The sequence below is a fragment of the Gordonia sp. YY1 genome, assembly GCF_009872315.1.
Taxonomy (GTDB): Bacteria; Actinomycetota; Actinomycetes; order Mycobacteriales; family Mycobacteriaceae; genus Gordonia; species Gordonia amicalis.
This window is the reverse complement of record NZ_WXYI01000003.1, coordinates 123,435-138,503: the sequence shown is the minus strand read 5'-3', so window position 1 is coordinate 138,503 and position 15,069 is coordinate 123,435. Positions and strand designations below refer to the sequence as shown.

At 65.7% G+C, this 15,069-nt stretch carries 20 protein-coding genes; 12 read left to right on the top strand and 8 right to left on the bottom strand.

Features of this window, described 5'->3' with window-relative positions:
* Positions 1-35: 35 nt before the first annotated feature.
* The 4 genes from BPODLACK_RS06050 to BPODLACK_RS06035 are packed head-to-tail and all read left to right on the top strand — an operon-like array spanning position 36 to position 4,324.
* Positions 36-953, top strand: a complete 918-nt coding sequence (locus BPODLACK_RS06050) for a carbohydrate ABC transporter permease (protein WP_006360190.1) — start codon at positions 36-38, stop codon at positions 951-953.
* The gene (locus tag BPODLACK_RS06045) at positions 950-1,786 is read left to right on the top strand and encodes a carbohydrate ABC transporter permease (protein WP_024497740.1); all 837 of its coding nucleotides are present in this window, start codon (positions 950-952) and stop codon (positions 1,784-1,786) included. Before BPODLACK_RS06050 ends, BPODLACK_RS06045 begins: the two co-directional genes overlap by 4 nt.
* 52 nt (positions 1,787-1,838) lie before the next feature.
* The gene (locus BPODLACK_RS06040; protein WP_159404901.1) at positions 1,839-3,155 is read left to right on the top strand and encodes an ABC transporter substrate-binding protein; all 1,317 of its coding nucleotides are present in this window, start codon (positions 1,839-1,841) and stop codon (positions 3,153-3,155) included.
* 56 nt (positions 3,156-3,211) lie between these two features.
* Positions 3,212-4,324 carry an ABC transporter ATP-binding protein gene (locus tag BPODLACK_RS06035; protein ID WP_024497742.1) on the top strand — a complete coding sequence of 371 codons (1,113 nt, stop codon included), beginning with the start codon at positions 3,212-3,214 and terminating at the stop codon, positions 4,322-4,324.
* Here BPODLACK_RS06035 and fdhD read toward each other — a convergent pair.
* From fdhD to BPODLACK_RS06010, 5 genes are all read right to left on the bottom strand, one after another.
* Positions 4,314-5,171, bottom strand: coding sequence for a formate dehydrogenase accessory sulfurtransferase FdhD (gene fdhD / locus BPODLACK_RS06030; RefSeq protein ID WP_006360186.1), 858 nt, complete (start codon positions 5,169-5,171; stop codon positions 4,314-4,316). The genes BPODLACK_RS06035 and fdhD overlap by 11 nt on opposite strands.
* A gap of 16 nt (positions 5,172-5,187) precedes the next feature.
* The gene (dtd, locus tag BPODLACK_RS06025; protein ID WP_159404900.1) at positions 5,188-5,637 is read right to left on the bottom strand and encodes a D-aminoacyl-tRNA deacylase; all 450 of its coding nucleotides are present in this window, start codon (positions 5,635-5,637) and stop codon (positions 5,188-5,190) included.
* Positions 5,638-5,692: 55 nt separating this feature from the next.
* Positions 5,693-6,208, bottom strand: a complete 516-nt coding sequence (locus tag BPODLACK_RS06020) for a hypothetical protein (RefSeq protein WP_159404899.1) — start codon at positions 6,206-6,208, stop codon at positions 5,693-5,695.
* Positions 6,209-6,370: 162 nt separating this feature from the next.
* Positions 6,371-7,117, bottom strand: a complete 747-nt coding sequence (locus tag BPODLACK_RS06015; protein ID WP_159404898.1) for an SIMPL domain-containing protein — start codon at positions 7,115-7,117, stop codon at positions 6,371-6,373.
* Positions 7,114-7,506, bottom strand: coding sequence for a phage holin family protein (locus BPODLACK_RS06010; RefSeq protein ID WP_006434603.1), 393 nt, complete (start codon positions 7,504-7,506; stop codon positions 7,114-7,116). The genes BPODLACK_RS06015 and BPODLACK_RS06010 overlap by 4 nt, the downstream gene beginning before the upstream one ends.
* A gap of 295 nt (positions 7,507-7,801) precedes the next feature.
* Between BPODLACK_RS06010 and infA the strand changes: the two genes are divergently transcribed.
* From infA to truA, 8 genes are all read left to right on the top strand, one after another.
* Complete coding sequence (gene infA / locus BPODLACK_RS06005; protein ID WP_005170487.1) at positions 7,802-8,023, top strand: translation initiation factor IF-1; 222 nt, start codon at positions 7,802-7,804, stop codon at positions 8,021-8,023.
* A 119-nt stretch (positions 8,024-8,142) separates the two neighbouring features.
* Positions 8,143-8,256 (top strand): 50S ribosomal protein L36, encoded by a 114-nt coding sequence (gene rpmJ / locus BPODLACK_RS06000; RefSeq protein WP_005207978.1) that lies wholly within the window; start codon positions 8,143-8,145, stop codon positions 8,254-8,256.
* Positions 8,257-8,468: 212 nt separating this feature from the next.
* On the top strand, positions 8,469-8,837 hold the full coding sequence (rpsM, locus tag BPODLACK_RS05995) for a 30S ribosomal protein S13 (RefSeq protein ID WP_006360180.1): 369 nt from the start codon (positions 8,469-8,471) through the stop codon (positions 8,835-8,837).
* Entirely contained in the window at positions 8,837-9,244 is a 408-nt protein-coding gene (rpsK, locus tag BPODLACK_RS05990) for a 30S ribosomal protein S11 (protein ID WP_004023536.1), read from the top strand. The genes rpsM and rpsK overlap by 1 nt, the downstream gene beginning before the upstream one ends.
* 24 nt (positions 9,245-9,268) lie before the next feature.
* Positions 9,269-9,874 (top strand): 30S ribosomal protein S4, encoded by a 606-nt coding sequence (rpsD, locus tag BPODLACK_RS05985; RefSeq protein ID WP_005197585.1) that lies wholly within the window; start codon positions 9,269-9,271, stop codon positions 9,872-9,874.
* 89 nt (positions 9,875-9,963) lie between these two features.
* On the top strand, positions 9,964-11,016 hold the full coding sequence (locus tag BPODLACK_RS05980) for a DNA-directed RNA polymerase subunit alpha (protein ID WP_005197582.1): 1,053 nt from the start codon (positions 9,964-9,966) through the stop codon (positions 11,014-11,016).
* Positions 11,017-11,099: 83 nt separating this feature from the next.
* Complete coding sequence (gene rplQ, locus BPODLACK_RS05975; RefSeq protein ID WP_159404897.1) at positions 11,100-11,684, top strand: 50S ribosomal protein L17; 585 nt, start codon at positions 11,100-11,102, stop codon at positions 11,682-11,684.
* Positions 11,685-11,703: 19 nt separating this feature from the next.
* Positions 11,704-12,579, top strand: coding sequence for a tRNA pseudouridine(38-40) synthase TruA (gene truA / locus BPODLACK_RS05970; protein WP_191835022.1), 876 nt, complete (start codon positions 11,704-11,706; stop codon positions 12,577-12,579).
* Between the two features lie 141 nt (positions 12,580-12,720).
* On the opposite strand, the gene BPODLACK_RS05965 is transcribed toward truA, so the two are convergent.
* From BPODLACK_RS05965 to BPODLACK_RS05955, 3 genes are read right to left on the bottom strand one after another with little or no spacing between them, the layout of a single operon-like run.
* Positions 12,721-13,326, bottom strand: a complete 606-nt coding sequence (locus BPODLACK_RS05965) for a TM2 domain-containing protein (RefSeq protein ID WP_159404896.1) — start codon at positions 13,324-13,326, stop codon at positions 12,721-12,723.
* A 60-nt stretch (positions 13,327-13,386) separates the two neighbouring features.
* Positions 13,387-13,893: a hypothetical protein gene (locus BPODLACK_RS05960; RefSeq protein WP_159404895.1), complete on the bottom strand. Its 507-nt coding sequence runs from the start codon at positions 13,891-13,893 to the stop codon at positions 13,387-13,389.
* 48 nt (positions 13,894-13,941) lie between these two features.
* Positions 13,942-15,012: an alpha/beta fold hydrolase gene (locus tag BPODLACK_RS05955; RefSeq protein WP_159404894.1), complete on the bottom strand. Its 1,071-nt coding sequence runs from the start codon at positions 15,010-15,012 to the stop codon at positions 13,942-13,944.
* Positions 15,013-15,069: the final 57 nt, after the last annotated feature.

Sequence of the window (15,069 nt, the reverse complement as noted above, 5' to 3'; positions counted from 1 at the left end):
GCGGGATGTCCGAATCGATCTGAATACTCCCCCGGGTGCCCGCGGTCACCGAACGAGTCCTTCCCCAAGTGGGGCGCCGACGTCCGTGGCGCACCTATGCGCTCTTTCTGGCGATCGTGGGCCCCAATCTCGTGCTCTTGGGGGTGTTCACCTACCGTCCCTTGATCGAGAACATCCGAATGTCGTTCTACGACTGGAACATCTCGTCGCCGGGGGCAACCTTCATCGGGTGGTCGAATTACCGGGAGTGGGCGACGCGCTCCGATACCTGGACGATCGTCTCGAACACCGTCGTCTTCACCGTCGTCGCGGTGGCGGGGAGCATGCTGATCGGACTGGTGCTCGCCATGCTGCTCGACCGGGCGCTCCGAGGTCGGAACCTGGTGCGTTCGGTGGTTTTCGCGCCGTTCGTGATCTCCGGTGCGGCGATCGGCATCGCGTTCCAGTTCGTCTTCGATCCGCATTTCGGTCTCATCAACGACCTGATGACCCGATTCGGCCTCGGCTCTGCACCGGACTTCTACCAGCAGCCCGGCTGGGCACTGTTCATGGTGACGGTCACCTATCTCTGGAAGAACATCGGCTACACGTTCGTCATCTACCTGGCCGCGTTGCAGGCGCGACGGGTCGACCTCGACGAAGCCGCCCAGATCGACGGTGCCAGTGCGGCAACCCATTTCCGCCGGGTGCTCTTGCCGCAGCTTCGTCCGACGACGTACTTCCTGTCGATCACCGTGATGCTCAACTCGTTACAGGTCTTCGACATCATCAACGTGATGACGCGGGGAGGACCTCTGGGTAACGGCACCACCACGATGGTCTACCAGGTCTACGAGGAGTCGTTCCGCAACTTTCGAGCCGGCTACGGTGCCACGGTCGCGACCATCATGTTCGTCGTCCTGCTGGTGATCACCGTTGCGCAGGTGCGTGTCATGGATCGGGAGAGTCGATGAACGACGTGAGCAGGCATCGTCTGGTGACCGCCTGCGGCTACGCGGCCATGGTGCTGGTGGTGGTCGTGGTGGCGCTGCCCTTGGTGTGGATCGTCCTGGCGTCGTTCAAGGACCGCTCCGAGATCTACGTCCAGCCGGCGGTCTGGTGGCCGTCCAGCTGGCACCCCGAGAACTACACGGAGGCAACGACATCCGTGCCGTTCTGGCAGTTCCTGCGGAACTCCGTCATCGTCACGTGTGTCCTGACCGTGGCGAAGTTCGTCCTGGGCGTGCTCAGCGCCTACGGGCTGGTGTTCTTGCGGTTTCCCTTCAAGAACGTCGTGTTCATCCTCATCATCGCAGCGCTGATGGTGCCCAATCAGATCACCGTCATCACCAACTATTCCCTGGTCGCGCAACTCGGCTTCCGGAACACCTTCATCGGCATCATCCTCCCGCTCGCCGGTGTCGCCTTCGGCACCTTCCTGATGCGCAACCACTTTCTGTCCATCCCCGCCGAGATCATCGAGGCCGCTCGGATGGACGGCGCGGGTCATGTCCGGCTGTTGCTGCGGGTCGTACTGCCGATCTCGATCCCGACCATGGTCGCATTCGCGCTCATCACCCTGGTCAACGAATGGAATGAGTACCTGTGGCCGTTCCTGATGGCCGACGACTACTCGGTGGCAACGCTGCCGGTAGGTCTCACGCAGCTGCAGAACAACGACGGCGTCACCAACTGGGGACCGGTGATGGCCGCGACCGTCCTGGCGATGCTCCCGATCCTGATCGTGTTCCTGGTACTGCAACGCCAGATGATCAAGGGCCTGACCTCCGGTGCGGTCAAAGGATGACCAGCACGGGCTCCACGTATCCGACGAACAACGAACAAAGGGGTATGACACCATGACCGATCTCTCGCGCCGGGGCTTTCTCGCCGCGGCAGCCGCCGCAGCCGCCGGTCTCACTCTGGCCGCCTGTGCCGGTTCCGGAGACAGCGGGGGCGATTCCGCCGGCGGAGACGCCAACACCCTCACCTTCTGGTCGAATCACCCCGGTAAATCGGCCGATGTGGAGAAGGAACTGATCAGCCGGTTCGAGGCCGCCAACCCCGACATCAAGGTCAAGCTCGTGGACGGCGGCAAGAACTACGAAGAGGTCGCCCAGAAGTTCAATGCGGCGCTCTCCGGCGGATCGGTGCCCGACATCGTCGTCCTGTCGGATGTGTGGTGGTTCAACTTCGCTCTGCAGGGCGCGATCACGCCGCTCGACGACCTGTTCGGCAAGGCCGGCGTCAACACCTCGGAATATGTTGCCTCGCTGGTCGAGGACTACAACTGGAATGATCAGCACTGGGCGTTGCCGTACGCCCGGTCGACGCCGCTGTTCTACTACAACAAGGACGTGTGGGCGAAGGCCGGACTGCCCGATCGCGGTCCGGCCAGCTGGCAGGAGTTCGGTGAGTGGGGTCCGCGGATCCAGCAGGTCGTCGGCTCGGGCAAGAAGGCCCACGGCTGGGGTAACGCCACCGACTACCTGGGCTGGACCTTCGAGGGTCCCACCTGGACCTTCGGTGGTGCCTACTCCGACCAGTGGGACCTGAAGTTCACCGATCCCAAGACGATCGAGGCCGCGCAGTATCTGTCCGACTCGATCAACAAGGACAAGTACGCCGCGATCTCCAACGACATCGCCGCCGACTTCAGTGCCGGGATCATCGCGTCCACCATCGCGTCGACCGGTGACCTCTCCGGTGTCACCAAGGATGCCAAGTTCAGCTTCGGCACGGCCTTCCTGCCTGCGCCGGACGGAACAAAGGGCTGCCCGACCGGCGGCGCCGGCCTCGCCATCCCGGCGAAGATCTCCGATGAGCGGAAGGTGAACGCGCTCAGGTTCATCGACTTCTTCACCAACACCGCCAACACCGCGTACTTCTCGCAGAACGTCGGTTACATGCCGGTGCGGACCGGGGCGGCCGACGACCCGTCGATGAGGAAGTTCCTGGCCGAGAACCCGAACTTCAAGACCGCCATCGAGCAGCTGCCGAACACCAAGTCGCAGGATTACGCCCGGGTGTTCCTGCCCGGCGCCGACAAGGTGATCGGCACCGGCTACGAGCAGATCGGTCTGCGCAACGCCGATGTCACCAAGACCCTCGGCGATGTGCAGCAGCAGCTGCAGCGGATCTACGACGGACAGATCAAGTCCAAGCTGCCGAACTGATCACGCACCCCGTAACCATCTCTGACAGCAAGACACAGGGCAGGATTCGATAGTTCATGGCTTCAGTGACCTTCGACGCGGCGACCCGGCGGTTCGCCGACGACCTACCACCCGCGGTGGATTCGCTCGATCTCGACGTCGCCGACGGCGAGTTCATGGTGCTCGTCGGCCCGTCGGGTTGCGGTAAGTCGACCAGCCTCCGGATGGTCGCGGGCCTGGAGTCGGTCGAATCGGGGGCCATCCTGATCGACGGCGTCGACGTCGTCGGGATGGCCCCCAAGGCGCGCGACGTCGCAATGGTGTTCCAGAACTATGCGCTGTACCCGAACATGACGGTCGCCGACAACATGGGCTTTGCCCTCCGCAATGCCGGTATGAGCAAGCCGGACACCGGCAAGCGTGTGGCCGAAGTCGCCGAAATGCTCGACATCGCACATCTTCTCGACCGGAAGCCCGCCAAACTGTCGGGGGGACAACGGCAGCGGGTGGCGATGGGACGTGCGATCGTCCGGCGTCCCAAGGTCTTCTGCATGGACGAGCCGTTGTCCAACCTCGACGCGAAGCTGCGGGTCAGCACCCGCGCGCAGATCGCCGCGATGCAGCGGGAACTGGGTGTCACGACGCTGTACGTGACACACGACCAGATCGAGGCGATGACCATGGGGCACCGGGTGGCCGTCCTCGACCATGGTGTGTTGCAGCAGGTGGGCACTCCGCGGGAGATCTACTCCAGGCCGTCGAATCTGTTCGTCGCATCGTTCATGGGGTCGCCGCAGATGTGTCTGATCAACGGCCGCATCGACGACGGTGTCGTGCGTCTGGGCGCGGCACACCTACCGGTGCCCGACTCCGTCCTCGCCGCTGCGAACTCCTCGGAGGTGGTCGTCGGACTCCGCGCCGAATCGTGGACGGTCTCGACGGTCTCGCACGACGGGGCGCTGCGCGGGACGGTTGATCTGGTCGAGGAACTCGGCGCCGAACAGTTCGTCTACTGCAGTGCCGATGTCCCGCTGCGGAACAGCCGTATCGTCGTTCGCGTCGACCATCGGCGCACCATCGATGTCGGTGACGTGGTCGGTCTGGTGCCGGAGCCCTCCGAGACCTACTGGTTCGACCCGGTCACCGGTGCCGCACTCGACGATCCGCTGCGCCACGACCTCAACTCGTGACGATCCCGGCGTGTTCGTCGACGGCGACGACCCGATCCGGCCGCGTGTAGACCACCATCGACTCGCCGCGGGAGAACCCGATCAGGGTGATGCCGAGCTCGTCGGCGAGATCGGCGGCGAGCGAGGACGGCGCCGACACCGCGCTCAGCATCGGGATGCCCGCCATCGCGGCCTTCTGCACCAGTTCGAAGCTCGCCCGGCCGGAAACCTGGAGGACGGTGCCGGTCAACGGGAGTCGGTCGGCGAGGACCGCCCAGCCGACGACCTTGTCGACGGCGTTGTGCCGGCCCACGTCCTCACGGACGACGAGCAGTTCGCCGTCGGCGTCGAAGAGCGCCGCCGCGTGGAGCCCGCCGGTCTTGTCGAAGACGTCCTGCTCGACGCGTAGACGGTCGGGGAGACCCAGCAGCGTGTCGACGTCGACGGTCAAGGTGTCGGCCGCCGGGTCGTGGGCCGACGCGGTGTGGACGGACTCGATGCTGTCCTTCCCGCAGACACCACAGGCACTGGTCATGGTGTTGTGGCGGACGACGCCGGATGCGGGCGGCCGAACGTGGGCGGCCAGCGAGACGTCGACGACGTTGTAGGTGTTCGCGCCGGTGGAGTCGGTACCCGCGCAGTACCGCGCGGTGGAGTAGTCGCTGCCGGCGATGATGAGACCCTCGGAGACGAGGTATCCGGCCACGAGTTCGAAATCGTGGCCGGGGGTACGCATGGTGACGCTCAGCTGTCGACCGCCCACGCGGATCTCCAACGGTTCCTCGACGGCGAGGGTGTCGGCACGCTGCGTCGGGGCCGCATCGCGTCGGATGCGGGTGACGCGCCGGCGTGCGGTTATTCGTCCCACGGTTCGACCCTAGTCGTCAGACGTCGAGAATCAGGGTGACCGGTCCGTCGTTGACCAGGCTCACCTGCATGTTCGCTCCGAACCGGCCGGTGGCGACGGTTGCCCCGGCGGCGCGCAGGGCGTCGGCGACCGCGTCGACCAGCGGCTCGGCCACCGGGCCCGGGGCCGCGGCGTTCCAGGACGGGCGTCGTCCCTTGGCGGTGTTGGCGTACAGGGTGAACTGGCTGATGACCAGGATCGGGGCGTCGATGTCGGCGGCGGCTTTCTCGGGGCCGTCGTCGCCGTTGAAGATCCGCAACCGCCAGATCTTGTCAGCCAGCTTCGCGGCATGGTCGGCGGTGTCGTCGTGGGTGGCGCCGACGAGCGCGACCAGGCCCGAACCGCCGGCCGGGATGTCGAGTTCGCCGACGACCTCGCCGTCGACGCTCACGCGGGCTTGACTGACTCGCTGGATGACGGCTCGCACCGGTCCAGGATGCCAGGCGCGCGTGGCTCTTTCGCGACAGGGGAGACCCGGAGAGCTACCTGATCTCGATGTCCCCGTCGAACTCGTACGGGGTGGCCGCGGGCTTGCATCCACGGAAGGAGGCGGTGGGTGCCGGGCCGTTCACCCCGACCTTGTTGTCGTCCTCGCCTGCGCCCTTGCGTACGGTGATCTGCACCGCGAGTGCGTCCTTCAGCGGAGCGGGGACGAGGTTGGGCTCGGTGCCGGTGATCGGGTACACCAGCGACGCCGTGTTGCCCTCGGTGTGGATGCACGTGATCGGTCCCTTCACCTTGAACGGGAGGGGATTGTCGTCGTCACCGGCCAGCAGGGTCGCGACGTAGGTTCCGGTGGTCTTGCCCTCCGCGTCGGTGGTGCCCTCGGCCGTGATCTCGAGGATCTCGGGGTCCGGCGCGATCTCGAGTTCGCCGGAGACCTTCAGCGACTTGGTCTCGGCGGCGTCGGCCGGCGCGGTGACCCCCAGGGTCGCGACCAGTGCGGCCGCTGCGGCGACACCGGTGGCGGTGAGTGCGCGTACTCGGATACCCGTCATGACAATCTCCTTCGCTAGACTCCGCTCTCCTATTCCCCGGCCCCCCTCACGGTAGAAACCGCGTTCCGGCGGTGTTATCGGGTTGTGACCCAGCTGTTGTCGATCCGTGGCGAAGATTCTTCGCGCACCGGGCAATTCGGGTGCGCATCACGTCGAACGAGCTCAGTTGAGCGCGAACGTCACCGTGACCGTGAAGGTCAGCTCCTGCTCGCCGGGTTCGATGGGGACGGGGGCTGCGGCGACATCGCGCTCGAACGAACCGGGGGAGGCGGGCTGCTCCTGGCCGCTGGTCGTCTCCTTGACGGTCAGGACCTTGCCGAGATCGTCGCCGGCCAGCGAGGCGTACTGCTCGGCGCGCCCCCGGGCGTCGTTGAACGCCGTTTCCCGGGCCTCCTCGAGGAGTTGAGAATCGTCGTCGATGGCGAAGGCGACATTGCTGATCCGGGTGTTGTCGCCGCCCGCGGTGGCGGCCGCGCTCAGGATCGTCGAGGCCGTGGAGATGTCGCGGATGGTGACCCGGATGGAGTTGGTCGCCACATATCCGCTGATCTGACCGGAACCGCCGGGGACCGGGCTCGAGTACTGCGGGGTGACCGAGACCTGCTGGGTGGCCACGTCCTTGCGTTCCACACCGGCGCCGACGATCGCGTCGGTGACCGCGCGGATCTTCTCGCTCGTCTCGTTCACCGCGGTGGTCACGTCGCCGGCCGTCGACTCGACGCCGATGTCGGCGCGCAATGTGTCGGGGGCGCCGCTGACCTGTCCGGAGCCGACGACGGTGACCGACCGTTCCTGATCGACGGCCGCGTCGCTGCCGCACGCGGCGAGCGTGAGAGACAGCGCCGGGACGGCGACGGCCACGCCCCCGAGGCGTCTGAGGCCCTCGAGGGTCTTCCTCGCGGCGCTCATCGATCGACCGGGTCCCGCATCAGCAGCGCGAGTAGCCAGCCCACGACCGAGACGACGATCGCGCCGAAGATGGCCGACCAGAAGAAGTCGTCGACCTCGAGACCCCAGTGCGTGGTGTTGCGGGTGATCCACGCGGTGATCTCCAACATCAATGCATTGATCACGATGTGGATGAGCCCCAGCGTCAGGATGTAGAAGGGGATCGAGATGATCTGCACGATCGGCTTCACGAAGGCGTTGAGGACGCCGAAGATCACGGCCACGACCAGTGCGATCCCGATCTTCTCGGCCGTCGTCGACCCGCCGACGAACTCGATGCCCGGGACGATCAGCGTCGCCACCCACAACGCCACCGCGGTGCACACGGTGCGGACCAGAAATGCCAGCATGGGCAACAGTCTGCCAGTACGGTCGTGCCGAAATCGTGGTCTCGTGTCCGAACCATGTGGATGGCCGGGTAGATCGGCACGCATTTGGACTGTTCTCGCAGTTCGCGTAACATAGATCGTCGGTGCGTCTCGCGTGCCGGTGTTCGCGTGCCCCCACGCGGATCCGGAGACGCTCGCACCGGGTGCAGGTCCTTGCGGACCGGTGCCCACACCCTAACGGACAAACACTGATTCAACCGGGCCAACGACGCAGCACCATCCGGGTGTCGCGGAAACGGCCAGGATCGCGGAGGACATGGCGAAGAAAGACGGGGCCATCGAGGTCGAGGGTCGAGTGATCGAACCCCTGCCCAATGCGATGTTTCGTATTGAGCTGGAGAACGGACACAAGGTTCTCGCCCACATCAGCGGCAAGATGCGGCAGCACTACATCCGCATCCTGCCCGAGGATCGGGTCGTCGTGGAACTCTCGCCCTACGACCTCGGTCGTGGGCGGATCGTGTACCGCTACAAGTAAGACTTTCCCGGCGCCGCCGGGAGAAGACTTCCCCGACATCCGTCTGGGAGGAGACCGACACCCACGTGTACGGCCGCGTTTCGGCGTGCGCGCGGGCGAGCCGAGCAGGAGAGATTGACGTGAAGGTTCAGCCGAGCGTCAAGCCGATCTGCGAGAAGTGCAAGGTGATCCGCCGCAACGGTCGGGTCATGGTGATCTGCGAGAACCTGCGTCACAAGCAGCGTCAGGGCTGATCACGCGCACCCCTCCGGGTCGCTTGAGTCAGAACAACTGAAGAACGACAACCGAATATCAGAAGACCTCTCAGCACCAGCGGCGACAGACGAGTCACCGCCTACCTCCGGATCAGAGGCCGGAGCCCGCGAGGTGTGGACACACGGTCCGCACACAGCTCACGGGACGGACTGGGAGAAGACCTCTGGACATCGAAAAGGAAATCCGCCACATGGCACGTGTTGCTGGTGTGGATCTCCCCCGCGAAAAGCGGCTGGAGATCGCACTGACCTACATCTACGGAGTTGGACGCACCACCTCCAAGGAGATCCTCGCGGGAACGGGCCTCAGCCCCGACCTCCGCGCGAAGGATCTCACTGACGCAGACGTCTCGAAGCTGCGTGAGTACATCGAAGCCTCGGTGAAGGTCGAGGGTGACCTGCGTCGCGAGGTGCAGGCCGATATCCGTCGCAAGATCGAGATCGGCTGCTACCAGGGTCTGCGCCACCGTCGTGGCCTGCCCGTCCGTGGACAGCGCACCAAGACCAATGCCCGCACTCGCAAGGGCCCGAAGAAGACCATCGCCGGGAAGAAGAAGTAATGCCTCCGAAGTCACGTAGCGCAGGCCCCAAGAAGGGCACCCGCCGTCGCGATAAGAAGAACGTCCCGCACGGCCACGCACACATCAAGTCGACGTTCAACAACACCATCGTGTCGATCAGCGACCCCAGCGGAAACATCATCAGCTGGGCGTCGTCGGGCCACGTCGGTTTCAAGGGCTCGCGCAAGAGCACCCCGTTCGCGGCTCAGCTCGCGGCCGAGAACGCTGCGCGCAAGGCCCAGGAACACGGCGTCAAGAAGGTCGACGTGTTCGTCAAGGGACCGGGCTCGGGTCGCGAGACCGCCATCCGCTCCCTGCAGGCAGCCGGCCTCGAGGTCGGCACCATTTCCGATGTCACCCCGCAGCCGCACAACGGTTGCCGTCCGCCCAAGCGGCGTCGGGTCTAGCGGGAAAGGGAGGAACAGAGAAACATGGCTCGTTATACCGGCCCCGCAACTAAGAAGTCTCGTCGTCTTCGCGTCGATCTGATCGGTGGAGACGCTGCGTTCGAGCGTCGCCCCTACCCGCCCGGCCAGCACGGCCGCTCGCGGATCAAGGAGAGCGAATACCTCCTGCAGCTGCAGGAGAAGCAGAAGGCCCGCTTCACCTACGGAGTGATGGAGAAGCAGTTCCGTCGCTACTTCGAGGAGGCGAATCGTCGCACCGGCAAGACCGGTGACGAACTGCTGAAGCTGCTCGAGACCCGTCTCGACAACGTCGTGTACCGCTCGGGCATCGCGCGGACCCGTCGTCAGGCTCGCCAGCTGGTCAGCCACGGCCACTTCACCGTCAACGGTGTGAAGGTCGACGTCCCCAGCTACCGCGTCAGCCAGTACGACATCATCGACGTCCGTCCGAAGTCGCTGCAGACCGTCCCGTTCCAGATCGCCAAGGAGCTCGTCGGCGATCGTCCGGTCCCGGGTTGGCTCCAGGTCGTGCCCTCGACCCTGCGCATCCTCGTGCACTCGGTGCCCGAGCGCGCTCAGATCGAGGTCCCGCTGCAGGAACAGCTCATCGTCGAGTTCTACTCCAAGTAGTTCCTCGAGCAAGACCAGCCCGACAGCTACCTGCTGTTCGGTTCACCCTCGAGGCCGTCATATAGCGGGCGGCCAAAGGAGAAAACGAAATGCTCATCTCACAGCGACCCACCCTCACCGAGGAAGTCATCGCCGAGAACCGGTCGAAGTTCGTCATCGAACCGCTCGAGCCGGGCTTCGGTTACACCCTCGGTAACTCGCTGCGTCGTACTCTGCTCAGCTCGATCCCGGGTGCTGCGATCACCAGCATCCGGATCGACGGTGTCCTGCACGAGTTCACCACCGTCCCCGGGGTCAAGGAAGACGTCACCGACATCATCCTGAACCTCAAGGGCCTCGTGGTCTCCTCGGACGAGGACGAGCCGGTCACCATGTACGTGCGCAAGCAGGGTCCGGGCACCGTCACCGGCGCCGACATCGTGCCCCCGGCCGGTGTCACCGTGCACAACCCCGATCTGCACATCGCAACCCTGAACGACAAGGGCAAGCTCGAGATCGAGCTCGTCGTCGAGCGGGGCCGCGGCTACGTGCCGGCCGTGCAGAACAAGGCGTCGGGTGCCGAGATCGGCCGTATCCCGGTCGACTCGATCTACTCGCCGGTGCTCAAGGTGACCTACAAGGTCGAGGCCACCCGTGTCGAGCAGCGCACCGACTTCGATCGGCTCGTGCTCGACGTGGAGACCAAGAACTCGATCAGCGCGCGTGACGCGCTGGCGTCGGCGGGCAAGACCCTGGTGGAGCTCTTCGGGCTCGCCCGGGAGCTCAACGTCGAGGCCGAGGGCATCGAGATCGGGCCGTCTCCGGCGGAGGCCGACCACATCGCGTCGTTCAGCCTGCCGATCGAGGATCTCGAGCTGACCGTCCGTTCGTACAACTGCCTCAAGCGCGAGGGTGTTCACACCGTCGGCGAGCTGGTTGCCCGGACCGAGTCGGATCTGCTCGACATCCGCAACTTCGGCCAGAAGTCGATCGACGAGGTCAAGGTCAAGCTGCACGCGCTCGGCCTGTCCCTCAAGGACAGTCCGGCCAGCTTCGATCCGTCGCAGGTCGCCGGTTACGACCCCGCCACCGGTACGTGGTCGGAAGACGCGTCGTTCGACGCCGATTCCGGTGAGGATTTCGCCGAAACCGAACAGCTCTAGTCGCGTCGCCGCGGCAAGCTGTCACGCTCGCCCAAACCCTGACTTCCCGCTCGAGCGATCGGGAGTCCTCCTAGGAGAAGACAATGCCCAAGCCCACCAAGGGTGCCCGCCTCGGCGGGTCGGCCAGCCACCAGAAAGCGATGCTGGCGAACCTCGCCACCTCGCTCTTCGAGCACGGCCGCATCACCACCACCGAAGCAAAGGCCAAGCGCCTGCGCCCGTACGCGGAAAAGATCATCACCCACGCCAAGGCCGGCAAGCTGGCCAACCGTCGTGAGGTGCTGAAGGACATCCGCAACAAGGACGTCGTGCACACGCTGTTCGACGAGATCGGCCCGTTCTTCGCCGATCGCAACGGTGGTTACACCCGCATCATCAAGACGCTGCCGCGCAAGGGTGACAACGCCCCCATGGCCGTGATCGAGCTGGTGCGCGAGACCACCGCGTCGAGCGAGGCTTCGCGCGCGACCCGCGTCGCCGCCTCGAAGAAGGCTGCGGAGACCGAGAACGTGGTGGAGGCTGTCGAGGCCGACGCCACCGACGCCGAGGTCGCCAACGCCGAAGCTGTCGCCGAGGCCGTCGACGACGAGTCGACCGCCGCCACCGCCGTGGAGGCGGAAGAGGCGACCGACCCCGCTTCGTCCGACACAGACGACGACAAGAAGTAGTCGACTGAGTCGAGAACTGCTGACCGAACCCGTCGGCCCGGATTCCGGTGCCGGCGGGTTCTGTCGTCTGCGCTTCGACCTCGGCTACGACGGCACCGATTTCGCCGGATGGGCACGGCAGATCGGTCAGCGCAGTGTGTGCGAGGAACTCGAGACCCGGTTGTCGACGATCCTGCGGGTGCCGGTCCGGCTGACGGTGGCCGGGCGGACCGACGCCGGTGTGCATGCGACGGGGCAGGTCGCGCACGCCGTCATCCCGGCCTCGGCGCTGGAGACCCGGTCGATCGGCGGGGACCCGTCGACCCTCGTCGGTCGACTGGCGAAGATGTGCCCGGATGACATCCGGGTGAAAGAAGTCCGGGTGGTACCTGACGCATTCGATGCGCGGTTCTCCGCGCTACGACGCCACTACCGGTACCGCCTGGACGATTCGCGCTGGGGCCCGGAACCCGTGGTGGCCCGGACCACGGCGACGTGGCGCCGACCGCTCGATGTGCGAACGATGAATGCCGCGTCGTCGGAGTTGTTGGGGCTGAACGATTTCGCCGCCTTCTGCCGTCGTCGCGAGGGCGCGACGACGATCCGCGACCTCCAGCGTTTCGAGTGGACCCGCGACCCGGACGGAGTCCTCGTCGGTGAGGTCACTGCGGATGCGTTCTGCTGGTCGATGGTGCGGTCGCTGGTGGGTGCCGTCGCGAGCGTCGGCGACGGCCGGCGCGGCATCGACTGGTGTCGAGGACTACTCTCGGAGAAGGTGCGCAGCCCGCAGGTTCCGGTGGCGGAGGCCCGCGGACTGTGTCTGGTTGGCGTCGACTATCCGGCCGACGACGAACTAGCCGCCCGCAACACGGTGACCCGCGACGTGCGCGGATCCACCGGTTGCTGCGGCGGCTGAGGTAGCCCTGCTTCCTGAGTAGCCCCGGAGGTTGGGGGGGGTGAACAATTGCTCCCTGAGTAGCCCCGGAGCTTGCGGAGGGGAGGGTGAACAACTGCTCCCTGAGTAGCCCCGGAGCTTGCGGAGGGGCGTATCGAAGGGTCAGTTCCCGAGCTTGAGGCCGTTCTTGTCCCGGACGCTGCCGGTCAGCATCATGATGCCGTCGACGAGAGCCCAGATCGCCACGCCGAAGATCAGCACGAACCCGATCAGGAAGATCGCGGTGATGTAGCCGATGATGGTCAGGCCGAGCTGGATACCGCCGATGGTGTTGTCGCCGATGTAGAAGCGGCCGACGCCGAGCGAGCCGAGGAAGATCTGGAGCAGACCCGCGACGAGCTTCGACTTGTCCGACAGCGGTTCGCCGGTCGCGGGATCGCGACCGTACGGAGCGGTGGGGTCCGGTGCGCCGGGATATCCGTAGCCAGCCGGTGCCCCGTACTGGGGTGCACCGTACTGAGGTGCTCCGTACTGGGGTGCTCCGTATTGAGCGGAACCGTACTGCGGCGGGGTGCCGTACTGCTGCTGGGCGTCATACCCCTGCGGTGACTGGTAACCCTCGGGCGCGCCGGGAGACGGCGGTCCCGCGTATCCCGCGTTGGGGTCGGTGCCGTGGGCCGGGCCGCCGTTCTGGGAGGTCTCCGCAGGCGGGGGCTGTTTCACGAACGGGTCGCACGGCTTGTCTCCGGGGTTCTCCGGACTGGTCATCGGGGTCGTCCTCCTCGGTGTGGTCCTGCGTGGTGTCGAGCGTGCTCGGTGGTCGTGCGGTCAGGCCATCGCGGCCAGCGTGCGGGCGTAGTTGACGCGACCCGAGACGTCACCCATGGTGACCGGCGAAAACGCCGGGATGTTGGTGACGTGCAGGAAGCCGCCCGCGCCGCGCACGATCACCTGGATGTAGCCGCTGGTACTGCGTTCCTTCATCAGCAGGAACAGCAGGCTGAGAAAGCACACCATGAAGAACCCCACGATGGCCAGTACCAGACCGGTCTGTGACATCCGTTCGGTCGACACGGACATGTCGGTGACGGTCCACTGGGTACCGGAGATCGGACAGGTGCCCGAAGGCGTGATGACGAAGTTCTGGGTGCACGTGATGTCGCCGATCACGACGAGCGGTTGCTCGGGGATCGGTGCCGCGCCGTACTGGTACTGAGTCGGATCCGACTGTGGCGCACCGTAGCCGGGCACGGCGAAACCGGGGCTCGAGTCGTACTCGGAACGTTGGTGCGGGAACGGCGTGGTGCCGTCGGGCCCGCCACCCGGGTAGGTCATGGACCCATGGTGGCACAGACCTCCGACACGGGACGGCGGTGTGCTCGCTCAGGTCGCATTGCGTTCGTCTTCGAACGCCTCGAGTACCTCCTCGACCGTGTCCTCGTCGCCGGTGAACTGCTCGGGATGTGCTCCCTCGGACATCAGATGACGCCAGTTCAGCGGGTCGAACACGATGGGCTCGTGCCGCGAGATGAAGTCGATGACCACTCGGCAGAAGCGTTCCGGATCGTCGTGGAACGGGAAATGTCCGGAGCCGACAAAGGTTTCGAGTTCGGAGTGCGGAATCGCCGAATGCGCGAGTTCGGCGTGGTGATACGGGATGACGATGTCCTCGTCACCCCATACGAGCAGCACGGGGAGGCGTTCGGTGAGGTAGCTGCGGTCGAGCATCGTGACCGACTGTCCGCGCCAGTCGACCACGGCTCGCAGTGTTCGCAGGAACGCCGAACATGCCGTCGGGTCGGCGAGGCCGCCCAGGACGCGCATCAGGTCCTCGTGATCGGCGAGAAGGCGCCTGGGTGTGGTGCTCGCCGGCGCGAACGGGAGTACCGGGGCGGCCGCGGCGGCCTTCGCGGCGGCCCGGAGTCCGGGTACGACGCCCGGGATTCGGAGTGCCGACAGGGCCTGGTGGACGACTGGTAGGGAGATCAGGCGCAGGGCGGGGTTGACCTCCCTGGTCACGCCGCCGGCGGCGACGAGGACCAGGCGCTCGACGAACCGCGGGAACTGATAGCAGAACTGCATCGCCACACCGCCGCCGAGTGAGTGCCCGACGACGGTGACCTTGGAGTGCCCCAGGACGACGAGGAGATCGCGCATCCCGTTGGCGAAAGCCGGGACCGAGTAGTCGGCCCGGGGTTTGTCGGAAAGGCCGTGGCCGAGGAGATCCGGCGCGATGACCGTGTAGTGCTGGGCCAGGATCGGGATGACCTCATCCCACGTCGACGAGTTGTCGCCGATGCCGTGGATGAGCAGCAGGGCGGGACCGCTGCCGGCGATCCGGTAGGCGCGACGGTAGCCGTGGATCGTGTGGTACTCGACGCGGACGTCGGTGTCGGTGACGGGTCGCAAGGACGGGCCTGGTGTCTTCGACGGACCGGGGGTCTTGAACTGCACTGTGGTTCCCCCTTCTTGCTCGAGGTGTGCTGCTTTCCTCGAGTAAACCCCATCTCG